Below are 21,371 nucleotides of genomic sequence, written 5' to 3'. Positions count from 1 at the left end.
GTCCTAAAATCCTGTCTATGGGGTTTTGGGGATTTCAAGGAAATTAACCGGTCTTCGCCTGCTGATGAACGGCTTTAATTTCTTCCATGATTACTTCGGTTGCTTCTTCAGCTTTCGCTTTATTCGTCCGAAGGTCCTGCATGGGTACCGGCCGGCCTATCACTACGTTCACACGCCTAAACAAACCGCAGCGGCCGCTGATGGCTACTGGAACTACTGCCGCGTCTGAACGGAGGGCGAAAAAACCGGCGCCGGTTAATCCTTTTCCTATTTCCCCGCTTTTACTCCTAGTACCCTCAGGAAAAAGACATAAAACCTGTCCCTCGTTTAAAAATTGAATTCCCTGTTTTAATGACTTTCGGTCTACCACGCCTCTGCGGACGGGAAAGGCTCCGACAAAATACATAATAAAACCGAGAACTTTTTTATTAAACAGTTCGCTTTTAGCCATAAAGTGCACTTTTCTGCGAATATGGGTGGCGAGCAGAGGCGGATCAAAGTTGCTAATGTGATTCGAACAAAGCAGGACGGGACCTTCCTTTGGGATATTTTCTCTTCCGGTGACCCGGACCCGCATAAGAATAACCGCAAGGAAGTAGGCAGAATACTTTACGATATTATACATCATGTGACTGATTCACCTTCTCCTCCGCGAGCGCCGTGATTTTACTGATAACCTCGGGTACAGTCAGCACCGTTGTATCAATTTCCACAGCATCCGCTGCTTTTTTTAACGGTGAATGCTCTCTGGCTTTATCAAGCTCATCCCGGTGAATGATTGCTTCATAAATTTCTTCGTAATCTGCCGGTTTTCCGCGCTCCTGCATCTCCTTGTACCTGCGCAGTGCACGTTCCTGTACAGAGGCGATTAAAAATATTTTCAATTCCGCATCCGGAAGGATAGTCGTGCCGATGTCCCGTCCGTCAAGTACCGCGCTTTTTTCTGCTGCAAGCCGCCGCTGCTTAACAGCCATTTCTTCGCGTACTCCAAAATGAGCCGCAGTTAGAGAGACCACGCTGTCAACTTCGCTCGTGCGAATAGCCTCCGATACGTTTTCCTCGTCCAAGTAAACTTCACTTACCTTCGGATTACCGACGAGACGGATGCTTGTGCTTTTTAACAGCTCCGTCATTTTTTCGCCGTCATCAAGCGGCGTGCCCGTCCGCAGCGCCTTTAATGAGAGCGCCCGGTACATCGCCCCTGTATCGATGTATGTATAATCAAGCTGTACGGCACATCCTTTCGATACAGTGCTCTTTCCAGCACCGGCCGGCCCGTCGATTGCAATATTGATTTTCCTCATCCTCCTGCACCCCGCCCATTAGATTGTTGAACATGTAGCCTTTGCCCATCATTTTCAAAACTAACATATTTCGCACGGTTTGCATATATTGTTCCGCCTGAACTTTTTATTTTCTCCTATTCAAAAGAGACAGTAAAAAGACCGCTTCTGCGGCCTTTAGTTTCTTAACTCCTTACTCGTTTTTCCTGATTCGCTGCTGCACGCTGCCGCTCAAAGCAGTACCTGATCACTGCCTGGCGCTCTTTTTCAGTAATCTCCAAAAACTCCATGCTTGCCCGCTTTGGCCTCCGCTCTTCTTTTTCAAGTACTCTTCTTACTGCAGCGGAACACTGCAAATATTGCATTGAGCCATCTTCCATCGGGAAAGCCAGCGTGATTTGTACGTGCTCCTCTTCCATCAGTTTTGCTTTTGGCGGCACAATGAGCATGCATCCACCACCGCTCACATTTACCGTCACAGTTGTAAACGGCCGGGAAGATCCGTGGACAGCTGCATTAACGCTCGTGTCGACACGTACATAGTTTCTGCGCTGGACACGCTGCCATTCTTTTTTTTCTGGACGTTTAATGATTAATGCCGGTATTTGCCCCTTTAGCCGGGAAAGGACCGTTGAACGGAATGAATAAACAGCACTGTCTTCTCCAACATACCAAACATGCACTGCTCTGCCTGCCTGAAAAGAAATGCTTTTCCCGGTTTCCTGGTCCGCGGGCAAAGCAATTGTAAACGTATTTTCATCTGCATCAAGCAGCTGGGATTTGTATTGAACCTTATTGTCATGCGGTTCCTTTGTATTTATGTTTTCATGCAAATGCCAAACGCTTCCAATTTCGTACAATAGCTAAAACCCCTTTTATATTATATGTCGGACGAAAGGAAAAACTGTTAAATTTCTGTAACGCCAGCTTCCGTCTGCTCCCGCACATACCTTGTCAGTTCAGCCGTAATTTCATAGCGCAGAAACGGCGTAATTAAATAAATACCGTTAAAGTACCGGAGTGTTTCATCAATCAGTTCTTTCGCAATAGCGATTCCTTCCCGTTTGGCTGCTTCAGCATCATTCCCGCAGGCTGCCATTCGCTTTCGCGTATCGTCTGTTAACTGAATGCCCGGCACTTCATTGTGAAGAAACTCTGCATTTCCAGCGCTCACTAGAGGCATTATTCCGATAAATACAGGAGCTTCGAGTTCCTTGACCGCTTCGTGAATTGTTTTAATCCGGTTAACATCATAAACGGGCTGACTCATAAAGTAATGCGCCCCCGCATTCACTTTTTTCTCCAGCCGTTTCACGGCTTTATCAATATGAAGCACGTTCGGATTAAACGCTCCCCCAATGGAGAAATTTGTTTTTTCTCCAAGCGACTTTCCGGAAAACAGACGCCCTTCGTTCATTTCCCGGATGAGGGAAATGAGTGAAACAGAGTTGGCGTCATATACAGACTTTGCTCCTGGAAAATCCCCCACCTTGGAAGGATCTCCGGTAATGGCAAGCAGATCCCGCACACCAATGGTATGAAGTCCCAGCAGATGGGACTGCAAACCGATCAGGTTCCGGTCCCGGCAGGCAATATGCAGGAGCGGCCGGGCAGAGCTCTGCTGCTTAAGCATCGCCCCCATCGCCAGGTTGTCGATCCGGGGGGAGGCGAGGGAGTTGTCGGCAAGTGTCACTGCGTCCGCCCCAGCGTCGTGAAGCGCCTGGGAGCCGCGCATAAATTTCCCCGTTTTCAGCTTCTTCGGCGGGTCCAGCTCTACAATAACCGTATTTTCATTTTTTACTTTTTCATGGAGAGGGACAAACTGTTCCTTTTCAGCTGGGGGCTCAGCTGCTGGGGGCTCCACCTTCACTGGAGGCTTAGTTTTTTCCGGCACGTCGTGTTTCACTGCTTCCGCTATCATGCGCACGTGTTCGGGGGTTGTGCCGCAGCAGCCGCCTATCAAACGTACGCCTTGTTCTTTAAAGCGGAATGCCTGTTTATAAAAGTACTCGGGATTGGACTGGTAGACATACCGGCCATCGTACCAGTTTGGCAGACTGGCGTTAGGGTAGGCGGAATAATACGCCTTTCCGGTCAATTCTGCCTGCTCAAGGGATTTCAATATATGATACGGGCCCATACGGCAGTTGAGACCGACCACTGAAGCGCCGGCGTCCTCGAGCCGGCTGAAAGCTTCACTGATCTGCACCCCGCCGTGCATAACGCCAACGTCTCCAAGCGCCACCTGGGCGATAACCGGGATTTCTGCATCCTTACTCCGGATGTAGCGGACAACCTGCAGAAGCTCTGGCAGGTCATAGAACGTTTCAAGCAGCAGGCCGTCCACCGGCTCCGCCAAAAAGACATCCACTTGCTCCTGCAGCGCATTTCTCAAATATTCATCCGAATATTCACTTACCTGGACGCCTTTAATGCCTCCAACTGTAGCAAATACATACGCTGTTTCACCTGCTGCTTTTCTTGCAAGCTGCACGCCGGCACGGTTAATATCCAACACTTTATCTTCAAGCTCATAGCCTTCAAGCTTCACCCGGTTGGCAGCGTAAGTATTCGTTTGAAGGATATCTGCCCCGGCCTCTGCATATTCCCGGTGAGCGCGCTCCACAGTATCTGGACTGGTCAGGTTCATGGCTTCAAACGAACCCTTATAGCCTTTCTGATAAAGATACGTCCCCATTGCCCCGTCGCCGATCAAAATTGAGGAACTGAGTTTTTTGAGTACGTTCATAGCTTTGCCCCTCTCCTGGTTGTTAGTTACAGCGCCCTTAGCGCCTGCTCGAGATCCTCAATTAAATCGTCTTTATCTTCGATGCCGATGCTGAAACGAAGCAGCCGGTTATCTACGCCGTTGTTAACCCTTACTGCCTCTGGCATGTCGGCATGTGTCTGCGTGGCCGGATACGTGATAAAGCTTTCAACTCCGCCCAGGCTTTCTGCGAAAGTAATGATTTTTATATTTCGCAAAAACGAGTCCACCCACTCTTCGTTTTCGAGACGGAAGGAAAGCATGCCTCCCCGTCCGGAGTAAAGCACATCCGTTATCTTTTCATGGCGGCTGAGATACTCTGCGATCGCCTTCCCGTTTTCTGTATGCTGCTTCATGCGGAGCTTTAAGGTTTTCATACCGCGCATGAGCAGCCAGGAATCAAACGGGCTTAAAATTGTCCCCATGCCGTTCTGAAGCGCACCAATTTTTTCGGAGAGCTCGTCCACGTTGGATACAATCAGGCCGGCAATCAGATCATTATGCCCTCCTAAATATTTCGAGGCCGAGTGTACTACAATGTCAGCGCCTTCTTCGATTGGGCGCTGAAGTACCGGGGTATAAAACGTATTGTCTACAATAAGCCAGGCCCCGTGCTTTTTCGCGAGCAGTGACAGTTCCTTCAGATCCGCTTCCTGCATCAGCGGGTTCGTCGGTGTCTCAATAAACAGCGCCTTCGTTTTCCCGGTAATCAGCTGTTCGAATGCTTCAAGATCCCTCGGGTCACCGTATGTAACCGTCACGCCCCAGCGCCGCCATCCTTCTTCAAACAGACGGTACGTACCGCCGTAAATATCGCTTGTTGCAATCACTTCATCACCGGTTTCAAAGATCGCAAACAGCGTCTGAATAGCAGCCATCCCCGAGCTGAGAGCAAACCCCTGTTTACCTCCTTCGAGCGCGGCGATACCATTTTCGAGAAGATCTCTCGTCGGGTTCGCCGTCCGGGAATAGTCGTATCCCGTGGACTCTCCAATACCTGTATGTTTATACGCTGTGGAAAAATAAACAGGAGGGTTTATTGCACCGGTCCGCGGGTCGGAATTATTCCCCAGTTGTGCAAGGATGGTTTCTATCTGCAGTTGCTTTGACATGTCACAGCCCTCATTTCTCTAAAATTAATGCATTAAATGTACGAAAAGGCCTTCTTCCGTAGACAGAAGAAGACCTTGGCATGCAATACTTCTTCTCATCTCGCAAGCACAGCTTGCAGGAGTTAGCACCTGACCGCATCTTTTGCAGCTGGTTGCTGAGACTTCCAAGGGCCGATCCCTCCATCTCTCTTGATAAGAAACGTTATATGATTACTTTCCAAAGTACATGAAACGAATCGATATTGCAAGTCACCATTTTACTCCGGCGCAATATCAATATGCAGCTGGCTTTCATTGCCGCAGACACAGCGGCGAAAACCCGTTTCCATTTCCCCGTTGGTGTTCTTTCTGCCACGTAGAATATACTTTTCGCCGCATTTCGGGCAGCGGATAACAACGCGGTAGCGGCGGTCTTCTGACATAGTAGCTTCGTCCTTTCGAGTTGTTATTTCGCATTGGCTTTATTAGCCTTTGACAACGCAAACCACCATAAAAATAGCATGAACGGTATGAGATAATACAGAATATTGCCTAAAGAAGCACTTAATATATAATCATACAGCCCGTGAAAGATAAGCGGAATGGCAAGGGCAAGAAAAAAAGAGAATAACCTCCTGCCATGGCGAGAGGCGCGCTTAGCCGATACCGCATAATATCCCATGATCACCCCGAGGAGCGCATGAACCGTTACAGGCAGAAGAGCTCTTGTAACCGCTGTTTCAATGCCGTTTGCAATTAAGTACAAAATATTTTCGAGCGAAGCAAATCCAAGCGACAGGGAAAGTCCGTATATAACGCCATCATAAGTATTTTTAATCGGAGCAAAACGCAGCACAAATGTATATAAAAGGAAAAATTTAATTCCTTCCTCCAATACAGCGGCCTGAGTGTACTGGGCCGCGAAAAGCGGCATGCCTACTCCTTCTGTTTCGAGCGCGTGCTCGATTACAAGCACTGGAAACACGATCAGCACCCCGATGACAAACGCCCGGATGACCGGCAGCCTCCGCTCCACGTCCGCCCGGCGTTTTAATGTAAAATATAGCAGTAAAGCGACAGCCGGCGCCAGGGCCGCCATAATCAGTGCGATCACCTTTCGTTCTCACCCTCTCTTGTTAAACGTATCGTATCATGCTATGTTCAGATTCGTAAAAGAATAATGACAGTCCAGCAGAGCCGACGAGGAGGAATTGAAATGAAAAAAATACTAGTTATCCATACAGGCGGCACGATCGCCATGACCCAGACGGAAGAAAGCGGCGTCGAGCCAGGGCTTCATAATCCGTTAAGCCAATGGAGCCGCATTGCTAATCAAATTGCTGAAATTGTGACGAGCGATTTTCTACATCTCCCTTCCCCTCACATTACTCCGGAGCATATGCTTTCTTTGCACGAACATATGCTTGAAAAGCTGTCCGAAGATATATATGACGGGGTCGTCATTACTCACGGCACCGATACGCTTGAAGAAACCGCCTACGCGCTTGATCTTTTTCATGACAAAGAGCTGCCGGTTGTCGTGACAGGCGCCATGCGTTCGAGTAATGAAATCAGCGCCGACGGTCCGCAAAACTTTCTAGCAGCGGTCCGTACTGCTGCAAGCGATAAAGCCCGCGGCATCGGCGTCCTCGTCGTTTTAAACGAAGAGATCCATTCTGCAAAAAACGTTACAAAAACCCATTCGTCCAACATCGCCACATTTCAGAGTCCGCAATACGGTCCGCTCGGCTTTGTAACGAACAATGAAATATTTATCCATCACTACCCGGCAAGCCGGGAGCATTTTTCACCGGTCCATCTGAACAAGAAGGTGCTCCTCTTAAAAATGGCAGCCGGCATGGATGCAGCTTTACTTTCCCCACTGCTCTACCAGCCTCTTGACGGAATCATTATCGAAGCGTTCGGCCAGGGGAACATTCCTCCAACTGTCGTGCCGCTGCTGGAGGATTCAATAGCCAAACAAGTTCCTGTAGTCCTGGTCTCCCGCTGCCATAGCGGTGTGGTCCAGGCTACCTACAGCTATGAAGGGGGAGGCTATCAGCTGAAGCGAAAGGGCGTTATTTTCACGAACGGTCTTAACGGCCAGAAAGCGCGTCTTAAGCTGCTCGCTGCTCTAGATGACCAACGGTCACTCGAGGAAATACGCGACTGCTTTGAGCATGTCGAATAAGGCGGATTAATTCATACTAAAAAGCCACTGGTTTGTTATGAACTGACCCAAAGAAATGAGACAAGAAAAAACACCTATGCGGCCGCCGTCCGGAATTCCACCGGACTGTGGTCGTTTCATTTGGTAAATGGTCGTATGTAATTGTAATAATACATGTACGAATCGACTTTTTCGACTATAATAGAAGATGTAAGGGGCATCCGTACGCGGATGCTGAATTCTTCCGACTTTAGCGAGGAATGGAAGGATTCGATCATGGCATTATCCAAGCAGTTTCCTTTCCGGGACATGCTTGTGATAATGCCTTTTTCTTTGGCTGCCTGCTGAAACGCGCGCGAGGTATACTGGGAGCCCTGATCACTGTGCAGGAGGAGACCGTAGGTCTCCCGGCCTCGACAGGCCGCTTCCAGCGTATCAAGCACCAGACTCGTTTCTTGCGTATCCCGTAGCTGATACGCCACTAATTCATTATTGTATACATCCATGATCGTAGATAAATACCACATTTTCTCTCCATACGGCAGGTACGTAATGTCCGTAACCCATTTTTGGTTGGGACGGTCCGCCGTAAATTCCTGCTGAAGGAGATTAGGCACCGTCTGATGGGTTTCTCCCGTCGGCTGGACCTGTTTCTTCGGCTTGACCCGGCATTGGAGCTGATACTTCTGCATCACGCGCTGGGCGGTTTTTCGATTGATTCTGATCCCGTGGTCTTTGCGCAGAAGGGCCGCCACCTTGCGGTGGCCCAGCCAATATCGGTGCCGGCGGCAGAGGTCCATAATTGTCCGGTGCAGGGCCGGAATTTCGTTGGAACGTTGTTTCCACCGATAGTAGGTGGAACGGGGAATGCCGAAGGCATGACACATCTCCTGGACGCCATAGGCATGTCTGTTCGCCTCTATCACTTCGACGATGACTTCCGGGACCACCTCCTTTCGATGGCCTTCGCCTTTCCCATCAGATCATCTCTCATTTCGTAATAGGCGACTTTCTTTCGCAGCTGCTCGATTTCCGTGTCCTCTTCGGGTCCTTTACCGAAGGTATACTGTTTTCCCGGTGGCTGGGCCAGACGATGGGAGGCTCCTTGTTTATACCACCGGACCCATGTTTTAATCTGCGATTTATTCGTAATCCCAAATTGTTTCATGAGTTCCTCGTTGGAGGTTTGCTCCTCTAATTTCAAACGAATGACTTCGCGCTTTACTTCTTCCGGATAAAATCGATTGGTTCCCATCAAAAAAACACCTCCAGATCATCGTTAATACTACATACGTTGGGGGTGTTTTTTCCTGTCTCATATTATGGGGTCACTCTATTAAAACAAAGTGGCTTTTTTTCGTGCTATATCCTCCGCTATTTGTTCACCGTGAAAACGGCCGTTTTCAATAAATATTTCATTTGCTTCATCTCCGGCGGCAATAACACCGGCAATATAAATGTTTTCCCGGTTTGTTTCCATCGTTTCTTCGTCAAAGGAGGGACGGCCCGACTGTTCGTCAACAGCAATGCCAAGCTGGCGGAAAAAGGCCCGGGACGGGTGGTAGCCGGTCATGGCAAAAACAAAATCTGCCGCAACGGACCGCTCCCGTTCCTCCTGCTTGTATATAACCCGGTCCGGCTCAATGCGCACGACATCTGCTTCAAATTCCATACGGGCCGCACCACGCCGGACCATTGCCTGAAAATCCGGGAGAATCCATGGCTTGATGCTTTTGGAATATTCAGAGCCGCGGTAAAGCACTGTAACCTGAGCATTCACCTGCTCGAGGGCAAGAGCGGCATCCACAGCCGAATTTCTCCCGCCGATAATAACGACCTGCTGATTAAAATGGGGATGAGCTTCTTCAAAGTAGTGCTTTACGTGCGGCAAATTTTCCCCCGGCACGTTCATAGGATTAGGGTTATCGTAGTAGCCGGTGGCTATAATCACGTGCGAAGCTTCCCACTCCCGGGTCTTGCCCTGAAGTGTTTCGGTTTGCACCAGATAGCCGCTGCCCGTTTCCTGGATCTTTTGTACTTCCTCATAGTTATATATACGCAGTTTTTCCGCTTCCGCTACTTTCCGGTAATACACCAGAGCTTCCTGGCGCCGTGGCTTTCGGTCTACCACTGGAAAAGGGTGCCCGCCGATTTCAAGTTTATCTGCAGAGCTGAAAAACGTCTGGTGGACAGGATATTCATAAATGCTGTGCACAATATTTTTCTTTTCAATTATTGCCGCATCAATGCCACGGCGCTTTAAAGCGATAGCTGCCGACAGGCCGCAGGGGCCGCCCCCGATAATAATTACTTCCTCTTTCATATTCATACTCCCTTATTCGCTATAAGAATGACCGTTTGTCAGTACAAACAGGTGCGTTTCCGCCGGGGCGCCATGGCGCAGCGGTATGGTAGTCGTACCGTAGCCGTTGCTGATAAACAGATTCTGATGTTTTTCGCGGTACCAGCCGCCCTTTAATTTTGGGCCCCACCCGAACAGCCGGATCTGGCCCCCGTGGGTATGGCCGGTAAGCATGTAGGCCGCCCGTTTCGGGAAGGGCCCGTACCGGTAATATGCTTCTGGGTTGTGGGCGATAAGCAGATCCGCCTCCGGCACGTGCGCTGGATAATGGTAGGATTCATAAAAGCGTTCCTCCCCAAAGGAAGCAATCGCAAAAGCAGTTCCCTTTAACGTATACACATTTTTTTCAAGAATACTGATTCTTTCCTGCTCCAGTAGCGGCCTCAGCCATCCGCGGCCCACCTGCAGGTCATGATTTCCCCACACAAACACAACCGGTGCATAACTGCGGAGCATACGAAGGTTTTGCCTGATCCGCTCCGCAGACACGCCAATTTCAGCCAAGTCCCCGCCGATTATAATCAGATCCGGAGTCAGGCCGAGCTTCCGGAACAACGCTGGCGACACCCGCCGCCGGTGGATGTCGGTAATAAAGAAAATGGTAAAGCCCTGCACTTCTGCCGGAAGATTTTCATATTCAAGCTCATGGGTTCTTACTTTATTCTGCCATGTCTCCTGCAGGACCCTGCCGGCATACAGCACAGAAAAAAGAAGAGGAGCCAGCAGCCATTTTTTCATGATGGAACCCCTCTTTTCTTTTATAAAATTTGAACGTTTCCGGACAATTTAAAAACGAGTATACGCACACCGCTTATCTCCGCTATACTTATGTAAGGAAAAAATTGACCGGAAAGAAGGTATCAAACAATGGATCTTATTGTCTTTTTAGCAGGAGCCGCTTTATTTGGAGGAGGCTTTTTTTTGCTTTTATATTTCTTATTTAGAAAAAAACCACTTACCTGGCCATTTATATTAATGATTTTAGGTGTAATTGCCTGCTTTGCCGGTCTCCTCCTATCTTCACCACTGACAGAAACTTCCACGGCGTTCCTTGCTACTGAAACATACTTATAATGAACGGCGAGGCGAGGGCTGTAATTACGATAAATATGAACGCAGCCAACAGCGTATGAGGAAGGGTGAGCATTGGCGGTTCTTCCTCCTCCGGTTCTTCTTTCCTGCCCGCATAGCGTGAACGTCTTGAAGCTGCTTCCTGCCCGGCTTCACTCGAAGGTTCTTCGCCCGTACTACTCCGGCGGCGTCCGAGTCGGCTTCGCTCTGTTTCCGGCTGTTCTGCATTTGAACCAGCATTTCGCCTCTCCATACGTGTTTTATTCATGCTCCCTCTCCTTTCCGAAAAACAGCTCCTGCAGTCGCATTTCCCACGGAGCTGTTACTTTTTCTTTTTCATTTCCCGGCTGCTTACGAACAGGAATAGTACTCCCGCATATATCGCAGCATGGGTCGGGGCGTTTCATTAATGCTTCCCCAAAAACCTGCAACAATAAACGTCTCCGGCAGGTATTGCTGTTTTCTAACCATTGTACCATAACCTTCAGCTTTTTTTCCTTTTCAAACCGCCGCTGCTGCACCTTTTCTTCCAGGTCTTCAAGAAGTTCACTTTTTCGTTTTCGGGGATGTTTCTCAAGGTAAAATGCGAGAAAACGGGCAGCGGTCTCTGTCCATCCCAGCTTATTGATCAAGTCGGCAGTTGTTTCTTCCTGCCGGCTGCTGGCTGCCGTCTCCCAGGCAGCGTCAAGCTCATCCACGGGGGGAAGCTCGGATTCCATCAGCATCTGTGGAATAATAATATCCTCCTCCAGGTACAGTACTGTGGCCCATGCCTGCCTTCCGTCCCTTCCCGCTCTTCCGATTTCCTGAATGTAGGATTCTGCATCTTTTGGGAAATGATAATGAAGCACAAATTCAACATCAGCTTTATTTAATCCCATGCCAAAGGAGTTTGTACATACTACTACATCCAGATCGCCGTGTAAGAACTGCTGCTGAATCATCAGCCTTGCCTCATTATCAAGTCCTCCGTGGTAAGCCTCCACCTGGTGGGCGCTTTCTTCTTGGAGCAACTTTTTCAATTCTTCACATTTTTTCCGGCTGGTAACATACACCAGACCGGGGCCCGGGGCGTTCTGGATGATACGGACCAATTCTTTCTTTTTTTCCCGCTCGCTGGTGCATCTTTGAACAAACAGAGCGATGTTCACCCGGTCCACGGAATGAATATACTCTACCGGTTCCTCCATCCGCAGCTGCTTTTTAATGTCGAGCTGTACTTCCGGTGTTGCAGTGGCAGTGAAAGCAGCTATACAAGGATTGCCGACAGCTTCCCGCACCGGCCCGATTTTTAGGTAATCTGTCCGGAACTCATGGCCCCACTGCGAAATACAATGGGCCTCATCCACCACCATCATTGCCACATTTACCTCCTTCAGGCGTTCAACAATAAACGGCAGCGAGAGCGCTTCCGGTGAAATATACAAAAGCTTCAATGACGACAGCCGGCGGAGCACCCGGGATTTTTCCTCCGGACTCATAAAGCTGTTATAGGCGGCGGCTGCTTTAATGTGTTTTGCCCGCAGCTCCTGAAGCTGGTTGTCCATCAATGACAGCAGCGGGGAAACAATAAGCGTCAACCCATTTTTCATTAAAGCGGGCAGTTGAAAACAGATGGACTTGCCGCTTCCTGTGGGCAGGACAGCCAGAGTATCTGTGCCTTCAAGCAGCTTATCCACGATCGGTTCCTGATACGCACGGAGGGAGGAAAAGCCAAAGTATTTATTCAATGCTTCTGTTTTTTTGTCCACTCTTCTGTCCTCCTTTTGCCAGCGCAAGCCGGATTGCAAAGTATGTCGTATCGGCATCGAGCTGTTCTTTCAGCGTTTTCAGCTTAAACGTATCAAGAGATGCAGCCGCCTGGCGTATTGCTTCCTGCTGTTTTGGAGGCACCAGCTGGTCAATGGAAAATTCTTTTATTTCGCCGGCAATTTCCACAAAATGATCTTCAATGGTGCTTACCTTTAGCCCTCGGGAACGGGCCACCGCTTCGAGGGTGAAGCCCTTGTTTATGAAATCCAGTGTTTTTTGGGCTGTGACGGTAAGCTCTGGCGTGCCACCAGTATCAAGACATTCATGAAGCACCGTTTCCGGCTGATTTTCCGCATTTTTTATTAACGTGTGGATGCTTCCCTGAAGCAGGTAGTCAACTTCCTCCTGTTCCCTGTGCTGCAGGCGTGAAATCTGCTCAGTCGTTTTCCCGAGAATTTCTGCACCTGTGAGCTTGTATACAAAAATAAAGGCCTGCATCTCTGTCATGTCACGCAGACAGTCCGCCATTTCCTCATACAGTTTTTTCATGGCAGTATATTTTCCTTCTCCCCACGACGAAAGTTTCTGTTTTACCCATTGCTGAGACGCATGGTCCTGAATGATTGGAACAAATTGTTTTTTTCGCTGATACAAATGCGACAACGTTTGAATTAAAAGTGCAATCCTTTTCCAAAACTGATGGCCGGTATCCCGGTAGGCCCACCCGTCAAAGCCTGCTTCCTCCACCAACTTTTCCCACGGGCGCATAGAAGCAGAAATGGATTCAGCCGGAACGCCCCCAGGTTCGATCCAGCCGCGGTGGTACAAGGAAGCAGTGATGCGTTCAAATTGCAGCTTATCGAGCTTGGGAAGAGCCCCAAATAGATCCTTTGACTGAAACCACTTCGCGTCTGTGATCGTCTGCGAAGAGCGCTTTCCGGACAAAAGATGATAAGCTGATGCGTCCGTACGTTCTCCGCGGAGCCTTTTTAATGCTATCAGGATCATTGCCTCTTGAAACAGCAATACACCTCTTCCTTTCTATTCGTTCATCAAAATGCCACAAATTAGGCTGTGTGCCGCTTTTCGTTTCTGTTGAAAAGTTTATCATGAAGAAATACAATATGGAATAGACCTTACGACGCTCTTCATACAAGCGTATAAGTTATATAGATTTTTTATGACATGGAGGGACACAGATGGCGAAATACACCATTGTTGATAAAGATACATGTATCGCCTGCGGTGCCTGCGGGGCAGCCGCTCCCGATATTTTCGATTACGACGAGGAAGGCCTGGCCGAAAATATTGTCGATGACAATCAGGGGACAGAGAGCATTCCAGAGGACCTCGAGGAAGATATGATTGACGCTTTTGAAGGATGCCCGACCGATTCCATTAAAGTTGCAGAGGAACCGTTTTCCGGGAACCCTTTCAAGTTCGAATAAGCACTGTGCCCCCAGGCCGCTGGGGGTTTTTTTACAGATTCTGTTCCCCGCCTTTCTTCCGTGTTTCATTCCTGCTATAATGCAGAAGATGTTTACTATACATATTGAAGGAGGAGATTGCCTTGGCAGAAAACAAAGAAGTGGAAGTACTTATTGAAATTCCGACAGGCAGCCAGAACAAATACGAATATGATAAAGACAAAGGGGTCTTTAAACTCGACCGCGTGCTTTTCTCCCCAATGTTTTACCCGGCAGAATATGGCTATATTGATGATACTCTTGCACTCGACGGCGATCCGCTTGACGTACTCGTTCTCGTTACTAACCCAACATTCCCAGGCTGCGTTATCGACGCCCGGGTTATCGGTTACTTAAACATGATTGACGACGGCGATGAAGACCAGAAGCTTCTGGCTGTGCCAACAGAGGATCCTCGTTTTGAAGGTGTTACTACGCTTGATGATGTGCCTCAGCACAAGCTCGATGAAATCTCCCACTTTTTCCAGACGTACAAGGAACTTGAAAAGAAAACGACTAAAATCGGCGGCTGGGAAAACGAAGCAGAAGCGGCCAAGCTTGTGCAGGAATCCATCGATCGTTATAACAATCAGTAATTATTAAGCAGGCCGGCAGCGGGATACTTTTCTGCTGCCGCCAGTTTTTTATACATGCGTGTAATTGAAGAGGCTGAACCCCAGTCTCTTTTCGTATTTTCAGCCGCGCCAGGTAAATTGACACTTATACTGGAGTATGATAAAGTACTCCCCAACTACGCATAGACATTTGTCCTCCAGAGATATACATTTGGACATTTAAGTAAAATCGTTAACGAACTTTTTGTGAATGAACGAACAAGGGAGTGGAGTAACATGCAGAAAACTATGAACGAAGAAGAAACAGTGACCAGCAATCAGACATTTCGTGTGCTTGTATCCGATTCAATGAGCAGCGAGGGGCTTGCCCCGCTGCTTGAAAGCGATCAGGTACAGTGTGTCCAGCAGCACGTAGACGATGCAGAGGACCCCGGTTCCTTTGACGCTCTTTTGGTCCGAAGCGGCACCACCGTTACGGCGGAAGTGATGGATTCCATGCCGAACCTTCGCATCGTTGCCCGTGCCGGCGTTGGGGTGGATAATATTGATATCGATGCAGCTACTAAAAGAGGAATTGTGGTAATTAATGCTCCTGACGGCAATACGATCTCCACAGCCGAGCATACATTCGCAATGATGGCTTCACTCGCCCGGAAAATTCCCCAGGCAAATGCTTCACTTAAATCCGGTGAATGGAACCGTAAGGGTTTCCAGGGTACAGAGCTTCGCGGTAAGACACTCGGTATTGTAGGCTTTGGCCGCATCGGCTCGGAACTTTCTAAACGGGCGCAGAGCTTTGAAATGAGTGTTATCGTGTATGATCCATTTCTCACAAAGGAACGGGCAAATGAAATGGGAGTTGATCTCCGGGACTTTGAAGAACTGCTCGGAGAGGCGGATGTCATTACCGTACATACGCCGCTCACCAAGGATACAAAAGGCATGCTCGGCCACGAGAACCTCGGCAAAACAAAGCCTGGTGTCATGCTTCTAAACTGCGCCCGCGGCGGTATTATCGATGAAGAAGCACTCGCTCATTACCTTGAATCCGGCCACGTAGCAGGCGCGGCGCTCGATGTTTATGAAGAAGAACCAGCGAACGAAAATCCGCTCGTCGCATTCGATCAGGTTGTCAGCACACCACACATTGCTGCTTCTACAAAAGAAGCCCAGCTAAATGTCGCTTCCCAGGTATCTGATGAAGTGCTTCAATTTCTGCAGGGGCTCCCTGCCTTAAACTCCATTAATCTCCCGACAATGTCAAAAGAAAAGTTCGAAGCTATACGTCCATACTATGAATTTGCCCGCCGCATGGGCAATATTATGTCCCAGAGTGTAAAAACGCCTGTCCAGGAGTTGAACGTGCGCTACAGTGGCAACGTAACGGATCTGGAAACGTCTATTCTAACCCGTTCCCTGCTGGCCGGCTTTCTACAGAGCCGCATTGACGCACCGGTCAACGATGTGAATGCCTCCACGATCGCCAGGGAACGGGGCATTGACTACGGCGAACAGTTCGGCTCCCAGTCGCTGGGTTATTCCAACCTGATTAAGGCTACCGTCGAAGGGGAAGGCCGTTCGTTTGCCTTGTACGGCACATACGTAAAGGAATACGGTCCGCGCATTGTGCGCATTAATGACTTTAACGTCGACTTCTACCCCACCGGTCACCTCATTTATATCCAGCATACGGATAAGCCGGGGGTTATTGGTAAAATGGGCCAAATTCTCGGACGCCATCAGATTAACATCGCCACCATGCAGGTGGGGCGCCGGGAGGAAGGCGGCGAAGCTATCATGATGCTCGCCGTTGACCGTGAAGCCAACCAGGATGTTGTAAAAGACTTAACATCCATTGAAGAAATTTCTCTGGCCGATACCATTGAGCTCTAGCAATAGTACAAAAAGACGTGCCTGCGGGGGCGTCTTTTTTTATGTGCCTTGCCTTCCCTGCCTTTTATCCTTTTTTAAATAAATATCAAAATGATAGACGTCCTCCCGCTCGCCCATTGATTCATATAGTGCCACGGCTGGCGCATCCTCCTGGTCAGCCTGAATGAAAACAGCGGATGCATCAAGGTTTTTAGCTTCTTCCAGTAGAAACCCTAATAGGTTCGTCGCAATTTTCCGTCTGCGGAATTTAACATCTACGGCGAGGTCATAAACGTAGATTTCACACGTTTCCTCTTCCAGCTTGTTCATGACGTAGGCCGTGAGACCGGCCACCACCTGTTCGCCCAGGACAGCTGTACAAATGATCGTACTCTCGTTTGAGAGCTGCTTTAAAAGGTACGCCTCCGAAGGTTTATTTCCCGTATACATCTCTTCTTCTTCAAATACTTCTGCGTAAAGCTCGTTTAGTTTCCTCATTTGTTTCAGACTGTTCTCATTGTTCTTTAAACGTTGATAGATGATCAACATAAGAAAATACCTCCCAGAACAAGTCCTTTTGCGTTAATGATAGCAAAAAGGACGGGCCGCAGCCCGCCATTTTTAGCTTTTTCATGATTTCGGCCACAAATAGCCAAGCAGCTCATTAAGCTGTTTCTCACGGTTTTCTTTCAAATAGTCATCGCCTCTCCGGGTAATAAACGCATGCTTTCCGTCCTTTTGAATCCACTGCTTTTGCATGGCCATCTGCTCTAAAAAGCAGTAGATAAAAATATTTTTCGTTTTTGTATGCTTGCCGTGCCTTTCTAATCTTAAAGACTTCTCCATGACTTTCCAGAAGCGCCGGTGGATATGACCGTCCTCATCGAGCCGGATACGTTCGTGAACCCTTATTCGGATCAGAAAAAACAAACATGCCTCCAGCAGCCAGTTATCCCGTGCTACAGATCCGGACTGCTCGTTCAGCCAGCGGAGCAGTCCGACATCAATGAAAATATCCTCTCCACTCAGCTGGGTTTGAATAGTCCGGGCCGAAAGCTGCTTCATTGCTTGTTCTCCCTCTCCTTCTCAGTAGTGAATACCTTCGCACTTCGTTCATATTCAACATCTGTTTTTCCTGCGCGGCTATTGGCAATTCTTGCGGCACTAAACAAGTAGTCCGACAGACGGTTCACATACATAAGAACCGGGACGGGCACATCTTCATTTTCTCCTGCCCGTACAAGCTCCCGCTCGGCCCGCCGGCATACAGTGCGGGCAAGGTGAAGCTCTGCTGACAGCGGCGTTCCGCCCGGAAGAATAAATTTTTGCAGTGGCGGTGCTTCTTCCGTGTACTCATCAATTCGGTTTTCAAGCCATACCACGGTGGAATTATCAACTTTGCGTACCGCCTCTGCCCTTATGTCAGCGACATCACTGCCACAGTCAAATAATTCATGCTGAATACGCTCAAGATCTGTCTGCAGATCCCTCCCGCTTTTTTCCTCCGCCGCCAACAATGCCGCTTTACCAATCAATGCGTTTACTTCTTCAAAGCTTCCAAACGCTTCAATCCGTGCATCACCTTTGTTTCTTTTTCCGCCCACCACGGAGGTATCACCGCGGTCTCCCTGCCTCGTGTACAGCTTCATGTTTTTCACCCTTTCTATCCGGAATCCGAATTGTAGTCATCTAACAATGATTCTATCAATTCTCCGATGTGAAGGTAGTGCCAATGTAACTGTTCTTCCGAAAATGTTTCATTCTTTTTTACTGGTGCTGTCACCATGATCTCTTCCAGCGCCCGGAGGGAAAGCCCGGTATTTGTATGGTAATACATCCATTCAAATGCTTTCCGCTGTATGTACAGCTGCAAGGCTGAAATTTCCTGGGCCGGCCACCCTTCTGCCATATGGAGCCACAAAAAGCACGACCGCCCAGCCCCAAACACAGCCTCCCGGGGGCCAGAGCTTTTTTTCCATATGCGCATCCCCGGCGAAAATTGAATGATGTGAGCTGACCGCCTCCTCAGTCCATCCTCGAAAATATGCAGCTCTCCATTTATTTTATCCACTGATAACACGGTGCCGTAAACCAGCTTTTTTAACGAAGGAGCATACACATTTAATGTTACGCTCGAAACCGCCTGGCATTGATCCGGTGTTTCTGACCATGACAGCGGGACATTCAAAATATTGTCTTCCTGCTTGGGAGGGCGCCAGTACACGGCTGGTGCTTTTATTTCATGCTGCAGACTGACACGAATATCAGCCTGGTACACTTCCGAAAGCCGGCGTTCGTCAAAAACAGCCGCCGGTTCATCGAACGCTTCCACCCTGCCCTCCGAAAGCATCAACACCCGGTCGCAGTAAAGAGCGGCCGCCTGAATATCGTGCATCACAACTATCACAGTTCGGTTTTGTTCCGAAGCCCAGCTGCGGATGTAATTCAACAGCTCAATACGATAGTGAATATCCAGATGGTTGGTCGGCTCATCGAGCAGAAGACATTCCGGTTCCTGTGCCAGCAGTCTTGCGAGCAGTACCCGCTGTTTTTCGCCCCCGCTTAATGCGTGGAACGAATGGAATCTTTTGGTCCAGACGTGCATTTGTCGCATAGCATTCTGAATCACTTGTTCATCTTTTTTATTATTTGCTGCCGGCCACCAGCTTTTTTGATAGGCGTATCTTCCCATTTCTACGACCTGGCGGGCCGAATAGGCCGCCGTTAATTCATCAAACTGCGGCAGGTAGGCGACAGTCTTAGCTCGTTCGGAAGAAGTGAACGAGTTCAGAGGTTTATCTTTATACTGAATACTTCCCGACCATGCCTCATGCAGGCCGGCCATCACGCGGAGCAGTGTGGACTTTCCACTGCCGTTCGGACCGACAACGCCAATCATTTCTCCCGCCCCGGCCATAAAGGAAACCCGGTCGACTACCGTGCTGCTTTTCCCGTAACCTGCAGTTATATTTTCGACTTGAACTTCCGACATTACTGCCACCTCCTTCTTCGCTGATGAAATAGGAGCAGTGCAAACACAGGCGCCCCGGCCAGTGCCGTAATCACCCCGACAGGCACCTCCACCGGAGCAGCAACTGTGCGTGCAATTAAATCCGCAAGCATTAAAAAAACTGCCCCGCCACCAAAGGATAATGGCAGCAGATGTTTATGGTCCGGACCCCACAAAAGCCGGATCATATGCGGAATCACAAGTCCTACAAACCCAATGGTACCTGAAACAGCAACCGCTCCGCCTGTCAGTACTGACGCGCCGGCGAGAAGCAGCATCCTTGTCCTCGGTACATTCACCCCTACCGAGGAAGCGCTGTCCTCGCCAAACGCAAATGCATTAAGGGCGCGCGCCTGTGAAAGCAGCAGTGCTCCTGCCAGAAGGCACGGAACGATCAGCCTAAGATAATCCCATCCTCTGCGGCTCACGCTCCCAAGAAGCCACTGAATAATCTGCCGGAGTTCTTCTCCGCTGAACGCAATCAATAAAGACATAAATGCGCTGAGAAATGAGGTGATAATAATACCAGCAAGAATCATGGTCTCGGTCCGCACGGTGCGTTCCACGGAATAAACAAAAAGCAACAGAACAGCAAGCGTCAAAAAACCGCAGATAATACTCACCACCGGCAGCGTAAAACTGCCAAGCAAAGGCAGCTGCCAGCCAAAATACAATACGGCGACCGCTCCGAGCGAAGAGCCTGAGGACACACCAAGCGTGTAAGGATCGGCAAGCGGGTTTCGAAGCAGTCCCTGAAAGACAGCCCCGGCGAGTCCCAGCGCCCCTCCTACCGCTGCCGCCAGGAGTACACGCGGCAGCCGCACCTCCTGAATAATCGCTTCAGCGCCAGCCGTTGTTTCAAGTGAAAAAGGGAGAAACGGAAATACCTGGACTAACACCGCTTTGGTGCTTATAGAAAGAGGCACCGCTACACTCCCCATCGAAACAGCGAGAAGAAGCACCCCGGTAAATGCTCCGACCATTAGGAGATAGGCACTTGTGTAATTATTTTTCAGCCATCGCATCCGGATGAATTCTTTCCGCCATTTCCTCCAGCCCCTCAGTAAGACGCGGGCCCGGGCGGCTCACTTTATCGCTGCTCAATGCGTATACTTCGTCGTTTTCTACTGCAGGAACAGTCTCCCAGCCTTCTCTTGAACCAATCATCTCCAGCGGTTCTTTCTCTGTAGGGTACGTCGTTAAAATGACATCTGGAGAGGCATCAATAATTTCTTCTTCGCTCACCATCGACCAGCCTTCCAATTCGCTGGCAGCATTTTCTGCATGAACCGCCGACAGCATTTCATCAATAAACGTTCCGCTCCCCGCGGTATACAGGTCAGGAGATGCACCTACTTCCACATACACCTCCTGGCTGGATTCTGCTTCTTCGGTCGCCTTCTTTACGTCTGATACGTCTTTTTTCATTTCACCGATGACTTCCTCGGCTTCTTCTTCCTCTCCGATAGCGGTGCCAATTAATTCGATGCTGTCGTACACAGCGTCAAACGACTGGGCGTCCGGTACGGTAATGACTGGAATACCCGCTTCCTCCACCTGGGATAGAGAATCTTCAATGCCGGAGGAAGCGTGTGCGAGCACCATATCCGGATCCATGGCAATAATCTCTTCAATATTTGGCTCAAGACCCGAACCTACGCTTTCGATGTCTGTCACTTCCTCCGGATATGTATCCGCGTCGGTTCTTGCTTCGATTTTGTTGAGTGCCCCCAGCTCATAAACAATTTCTGTATTGCTCGGCATCAAACTGACAATCTCGTCCGGCGCCTCGTCAAGTGTGATTGTTTCCCCGGAAGCATCCGTAACTTCAATGGCCTCTGTGTTTTCATTACTGCTGCCGTCGTTACCGCTTTCCCCATCAGTGCTGCAGGCAGCAAGTGTCCCTGCTGCCGGTATTATCATCAGTGCTTTAATTTTCATCCATGTTCTTC

The 21,371-nt window shown here is 49.2% G+C and carries 24 protein-coding genes and 1 riboswitch; of the genes, 5 read left to right on the top strand and 19 right to left on the bottom strand.

The window, feature by feature from the left end; translation table 11 throughout:
* Positions 1-43: 43 nt before the first annotated feature.
* From ACTTK6_RS11260 to prsW, 7 genes are all read right to left on the bottom strand, one after another.
* Entirely contained in the window at positions 44-628 is a 585-nt protein-coding gene (locus ACTTK6_RS11260) for a lysophospholipid acyltransferase family protein (protein WP_079476603.1), read from the bottom strand.
* Positions 618-1,304, bottom strand: coding sequence for a (d)CMP kinase (cmk, locus tag ACTTK6_RS11255; protein ID WP_462833478.1), 687 nt, complete (start codon positions 1,302-1,304; stop codon positions 618-620). Before cmk ends, ACTTK6_RS11260 begins: the two co-directional genes overlap by 11 nt.
* A 164-nt stretch (positions 1,305-1,468) precedes the next feature.
* Positions 1,469-2,143, bottom strand: coding sequence for a flagellar brake protein (locus ACTTK6_RS11250; protein ID WP_079476605.1), 675 nt, complete (start codon positions 2,141-2,143; stop codon positions 1,469-1,471).
* Positions 2,144-2,190: 47 nt separating this feature from the next.
* The gene (locus tag ACTTK6_RS11245) at positions 2,191-4,032 is read right to left on the bottom strand and encodes a bifunctional homocysteine S-methyltransferase/methylenetetrahydrofolate reductase (RefSeq protein WP_094908099.1); all 1,842 of its coding nucleotides are present in this window, start codon (positions 4,030-4,032) and stop codon (positions 2,191-2,193) included.
* A 26-nt stretch (positions 4,033-4,058) separates the two neighbouring features.
* Positions 4,059-5,162, bottom strand: coding sequence for a methionine biosynthesis PLP-dependent protein (locus ACTTK6_RS11240; RefSeq protein ID WP_079476607.1), 1,104 nt, complete (start codon positions 5,160-5,162; stop codon positions 4,059-4,061).
* A 92-nt stretch (positions 5,163-5,254) separates the two neighbouring features.
* Positions 5,255-5,361: riboswitch (SAM riboswitch) on the bottom strand.
* A 58-nt stretch (positions 5,362-5,419) separates the two neighbouring features.
* Positions 5,420-5,584, bottom strand: coding sequence for a hypothetical protein (locus tag ACTTK6_RS11235; protein ID WP_179124127.1), 165 nt, complete (start codon positions 5,582-5,584; stop codon positions 5,420-5,422).
* A gap of 23 nt (positions 5,585-5,607) precedes the next feature.
* Positions 5,608-6,255, bottom strand: coding sequence for a glutamic-type intramembrane protease PrsW (prsW, locus tag ACTTK6_RS11230; protein WP_094908100.1), 648 nt, complete (start codon positions 6,253-6,255; stop codon positions 5,608-5,610).
* A gap of 102 nt (positions 6,256-6,357) precedes the next feature.
* Between prsW and ACTTK6_RS11225 the strand changes: the two genes are divergently transcribed.
* Positions 6,358-7,332, top strand: a complete 975-nt coding sequence (locus ACTTK6_RS11225) for an asparaginase (RefSeq protein ID WP_079476609.1) — start codon at positions 6,358-6,360, stop codon at positions 7,330-7,332.
* A 116-nt stretch (positions 7,333-7,448) separates the two neighbouring features.
* Here ACTTK6_RS11225 and ACTTK6_RS11220 read toward each other — a convergent pair.
* From ACTTK6_RS11220 to ACTTK6_RS11210, 3 genes are all read right to left on the bottom strand, one after another.
* Positions 7,449-8,566 (bottom strand): IS3 family transposase gene (locus ACTTK6_RS11220; RefSeq protein WP_462833476.1). Its coding sequence is split into 2 segments (ribosomal slippage): positions 7,449-8,278 and positions 8,278-8,566, totalling 1,119 coding nucleotides; the frame shifts between segments, so codons are not numbered across the junction.
* A gap of 81 nt (positions 8,567-8,647) precedes the next feature.
* The gene (locus ACTTK6_RS11215; protein ID WP_094908101.1) at positions 8,648-9,634 is read right to left on the bottom strand and encodes a YpdA family putative bacillithiol disulfide reductase; all 987 of its coding nucleotides are present in this window, start codon (positions 9,632-9,634) and stop codon (positions 8,648-8,650) included.
* A 12-nt stretch (positions 9,635-9,646) separates the two neighbouring features.
* Positions 9,647-10,411 carry a metallophosphoesterase gene (locus tag ACTTK6_RS11210; RefSeq protein ID WP_079476611.1) on the bottom strand — a complete coding sequence of 255 codons (765 nt, stop codon included), beginning with the start codon at positions 10,409-10,411 and terminating at the stop codon, positions 9,647-9,649.
* Between the two features lie 129 nt (positions 10,412-10,540).
* Here ACTTK6_RS11210 and ACTTK6_RS11205 point away from each other — a divergent pair, with 129 nt between their 5' ends.
* Positions 10,541-10,747 carry a hypothetical protein gene (locus tag ACTTK6_RS11205; protein WP_143747442.1) on the top strand — a complete coding sequence of 69 codons (207 nt, stop codon included), beginning with the start codon at positions 10,541-10,543 and terminating at the stop codon, positions 10,745-10,747.
* On the opposite strand, the gene ACTTK6_RS11200 is transcribed toward ACTTK6_RS11205, so the two are convergent.
* From ACTTK6_RS11200 to ACTTK6_RS11190, 3 genes are read right to left on the bottom strand one after another with little or no spacing between them, the layout of a single operon-like run.
* On the bottom strand, positions 10,728-11,012 hold the full coding sequence (locus tag ACTTK6_RS11200; protein ID WP_079476613.1) for a hypothetical protein: 285 nt from the start codon (positions 11,010-11,012) through the stop codon (positions 10,728-10,730). The two genes, ACTTK6_RS11205 and ACTTK6_RS11200, sit on opposite strands and share 20 nt — an antisense overlap.
* Entirely contained in the window at positions 11,005-12,495 is a 1,491-nt protein-coding gene (locus ACTTK6_RS11195) for a RecQ family ATP-dependent DNA helicase (protein ID WP_462833475.1), read from the bottom strand. The genes ACTTK6_RS11200 and ACTTK6_RS11195 overlap by 8 nt, the downstream gene beginning before the upstream one ends.
* The gene (locus ACTTK6_RS11190; protein ID WP_462833474.1) at positions 12,467-13,522 is read right to left on the bottom strand and encodes a YpbB family protein; all 1,056 of its coding nucleotides are present in this window, start codon (positions 13,520-13,522) and stop codon (positions 12,467-12,469) included. The genes ACTTK6_RS11195 and ACTTK6_RS11190 overlap by 29 nt, the downstream gene beginning before the upstream one ends.
* Positions 13,523-13,695: 173 nt before the next feature.
* On the opposite strand from ACTTK6_RS11190, the gene ACTTK6_RS11185 reads away from it, so the two are divergent.
* The 3 genes from ACTTK6_RS11185 (at position 13,696) to serA (ending at position 16,430) form a co-directional block, all read left to right on the top strand.
* Positions 13,696-13,944 carry a ferredoxin gene (locus ACTTK6_RS11185; RefSeq protein ID WP_079476616.1) on the top strand — a complete coding sequence of 83 codons (249 nt, stop codon included), beginning with the start codon at positions 13,696-13,698 and terminating at the stop codon, positions 13,942-13,944.
* Positions 13,945-14,066: 122 nt separating this feature from the next.
* The gene (locus ACTTK6_RS11180) at positions 14,067-14,558 is read left to right on the top strand and encodes an inorganic diphosphatase (protein ID WP_094908103.1); all 492 of its coding nucleotides are present in this window, start codon (positions 14,067-14,069) and stop codon (positions 14,556-14,558) included.
* A gap of 255 nt (positions 14,559-14,813) precedes the next feature.
* Entirely contained in the window at positions 14,814-16,430 is a 1,617-nt protein-coding gene (serA, locus tag ACTTK6_RS11175; RefSeq protein WP_233133227.1) for a phosphoglycerate dehydrogenase, read from the top strand.
* Between the two features lie 39 nt (positions 16,431-16,469).
* Here serA and ACTTK6_RS11170 read toward each other — a convergent pair whose 3' ends face one another.
* The 6 genes from ACTTK6_RS11170 to ACTTK6_RS11145 all read right to left on the bottom strand — a co-directional run bounded on the left by ACTTK6_RS11170 (position 16,470) and on the right by ACTTK6_RS11145 (position 21,360).
* Positions 16,470-16,958: a GNAT family N-acetyltransferase gene (locus ACTTK6_RS11170; RefSeq protein ID WP_462833472.1), complete on the bottom strand. Its 489-nt coding sequence runs from the start codon at positions 16,956-16,958 to the stop codon at positions 16,470-16,472.
* An 81-nt stretch (positions 16,959-17,039) separates the two neighbouring features.
* The gene (locus tag ACTTK6_RS11165) at positions 17,040-17,474 is read right to left on the bottom strand and encodes a hypothetical protein (protein WP_079476619.1); all 435 of its coding nucleotides are present in this window, start codon (positions 17,472-17,474) and stop codon (positions 17,040-17,042) included.
* A complete protein-coding gene (locus ACTTK6_RS11160; protein WP_079476620.1) occupies positions 17,471-18,058 on the bottom strand; it encodes a cob(I)yrinic acid a,c-diamide adenosyltransferase in 588 nt (195 codons plus the stop codon). Before ACTTK6_RS11160 ends, ACTTK6_RS11165 begins: the two co-directional genes overlap by 4 nt.
* Before the next feature lie 14 nt (positions 18,059-18,072).
* The gene (locus ACTTK6_RS11155) at positions 18,073-19,401 is read right to left on the bottom strand and encodes an ABC transporter ATP-binding protein (protein WP_462833471.1); all 1,329 of its coding nucleotides are present in this window, start codon (positions 19,399-19,401) and stop codon (positions 18,073-18,075) included.
* Complete coding sequence (locus tag ACTTK6_RS11150) at positions 19,401-20,444, bottom strand: FecCD family ABC transporter permease (protein ID WP_462833470.1); 1,044 nt, start codon at positions 20,442-20,444, stop codon at positions 19,401-19,403. Before ACTTK6_RS11150 ends, ACTTK6_RS11155 begins: the two co-directional genes overlap by 1 nt.
* Positions 20,425-21,360: an ABC transporter substrate-binding protein gene (locus tag ACTTK6_RS11145; RefSeq protein WP_462833469.1), complete on the bottom strand. Its 936-nt coding sequence runs from the start codon at positions 21,358-21,360 to the stop codon at positions 20,425-20,427. Before ACTTK6_RS11145 ends, ACTTK6_RS11150 begins: the two co-directional genes overlap by 20 nt.
* Positions 21,361-21,371 lie beyond the last annotated feature (11 nt).

Source organism: Marinococcus salis, from assembly GCF_054971365.1.
This window is presented reverse-complemented; position numbering and strand designations above follow the sequence as displayed.

Excerpts from the sequence above, each read along its gene's own strand:
- ACTTK6_RS11225 (WP_079476609.1), top strand. The coding sequence starts at position 6,358 with ATGAAAAAAATACTAGTTATCCATACAGGCGGCACGATCGCCATGACC.
- ACTTK6_RS11155 (WP_462833471.1), bottom strand. The coding sequence starts at position 19,401 with ATGTCGGAAGTTCAAGTCGAAAATATAACTGCAGGTTACGGGAAAAGC.
- ACTTK6_RS11215 (WP_094908101.1), bottom strand. The coding sequence starts at position 9,634 with ATGAAAGAGGAAGTAATTATTATCGGGGGCGGCCCCTGCGGCCTGTCG.
- ACTTK6_RS11165 (WP_079476619.1), bottom strand. The coding sequence starts at position 17,474 with ATGAAGCAGCTTTCGGCCCGGACTATTCAAACCCAGCTGAGTGGAGAG.
- ACTTK6_RS11235 (WP_179124127.1), bottom strand. The coding sequence starts at position 5,584 with ATGTCAGAAGACCGCCGCTACCGCGTTGTTATCCGCTGCCCGAAATGC.
- ACTTK6_RS11185 (WP_079476616.1), top strand. The coding sequence starts at position 13,696 with ATGGCGAAATACACCATTGTTGATAAAGATACATGTATCGCCTGCGGT.
- ACTTK6_RS11240 (WP_079476607.1), bottom strand. The coding sequence starts at position 5,162 with ATGTCAAAGCAACTGCAGATAGAAACCATCCTTGCACAACTGGGGAAT.
- ACTTK6_RS11170 (WP_462833472.1), bottom strand. The coding sequence starts at position 16,958 with ATGTTGATCATCTATCAACGTTTAAAGAACAATGAGAACAGTCTGAAA.
- ACTTK6_RS11260 (WP_079476603.1), bottom strand. The coding sequence starts at position 628 with ATGATGTATAATATCGTAAAGTATTCTGCCTACTTCCTTGCGGTTATT.
- ACTTK6_RS11150 (WP_462833470.1), bottom strand. The coding sequence starts at position 20,444 with ATGCGATGGCTGAAAAATAATTACACAAGTGCCTATCTCCTAATGGTC.
- ACTTK6_RS11210 (WP_079476611.1), bottom strand. The coding sequence starts at position 10,411 with ATGAAAAAATGGCTGCTGGCTCCTCTTCTTTTTTCTGTGCTGTATGCC.
- ACTTK6_RS11200 (WP_079476613.1), bottom strand. The coding sequence starts at position 11,012 with ATGAATAAAACACGTATGGAGAGGCGAAATGCTGGTTCAAATGCAGAA.
- ACTTK6_RS11205 (WP_143747442.1), top strand. The coding sequence starts at position 10,541 with ATGGATCTTATTGTCTTTTTAGCAGGAGCCGCTTTATTTGGAGGAGGC.
- ACTTK6_RS11245 (WP_094908099.1), bottom strand. The coding sequence starts at position 4,032 with ATGAACGTACTCAAAAAACTCAGTTCCTCAATTTTGATCGGCGACGGG.
- ACTTK6_RS11160 (WP_079476620.1), bottom strand. The coding sequence starts at position 18,058 with ATGAAGCTGTACACGAGGCAGGGAGACCGCGGTGATACCTCCGTGGTG.
- ACTTK6_RS11145 (WP_462833469.1), bottom strand. The coding sequence starts at position 21,360 with ATGAAAATTAAAGCACTGATGATAATACCGGCAGCAGGGACACTTGCT.
- serA (WP_233133227.1), top strand. The coding sequence starts at position 14,814 with ATGCAGAAAACTATGAACGAAGAAGAAACAGTGACCAGCAATCAGACA.
- cmk (WP_462833478.1), bottom strand. The coding sequence starts at position 1,304 with ATGAGGAAAATCAATATTGCAATCGACGGGCCGGCCGGTGCTGGAAAG.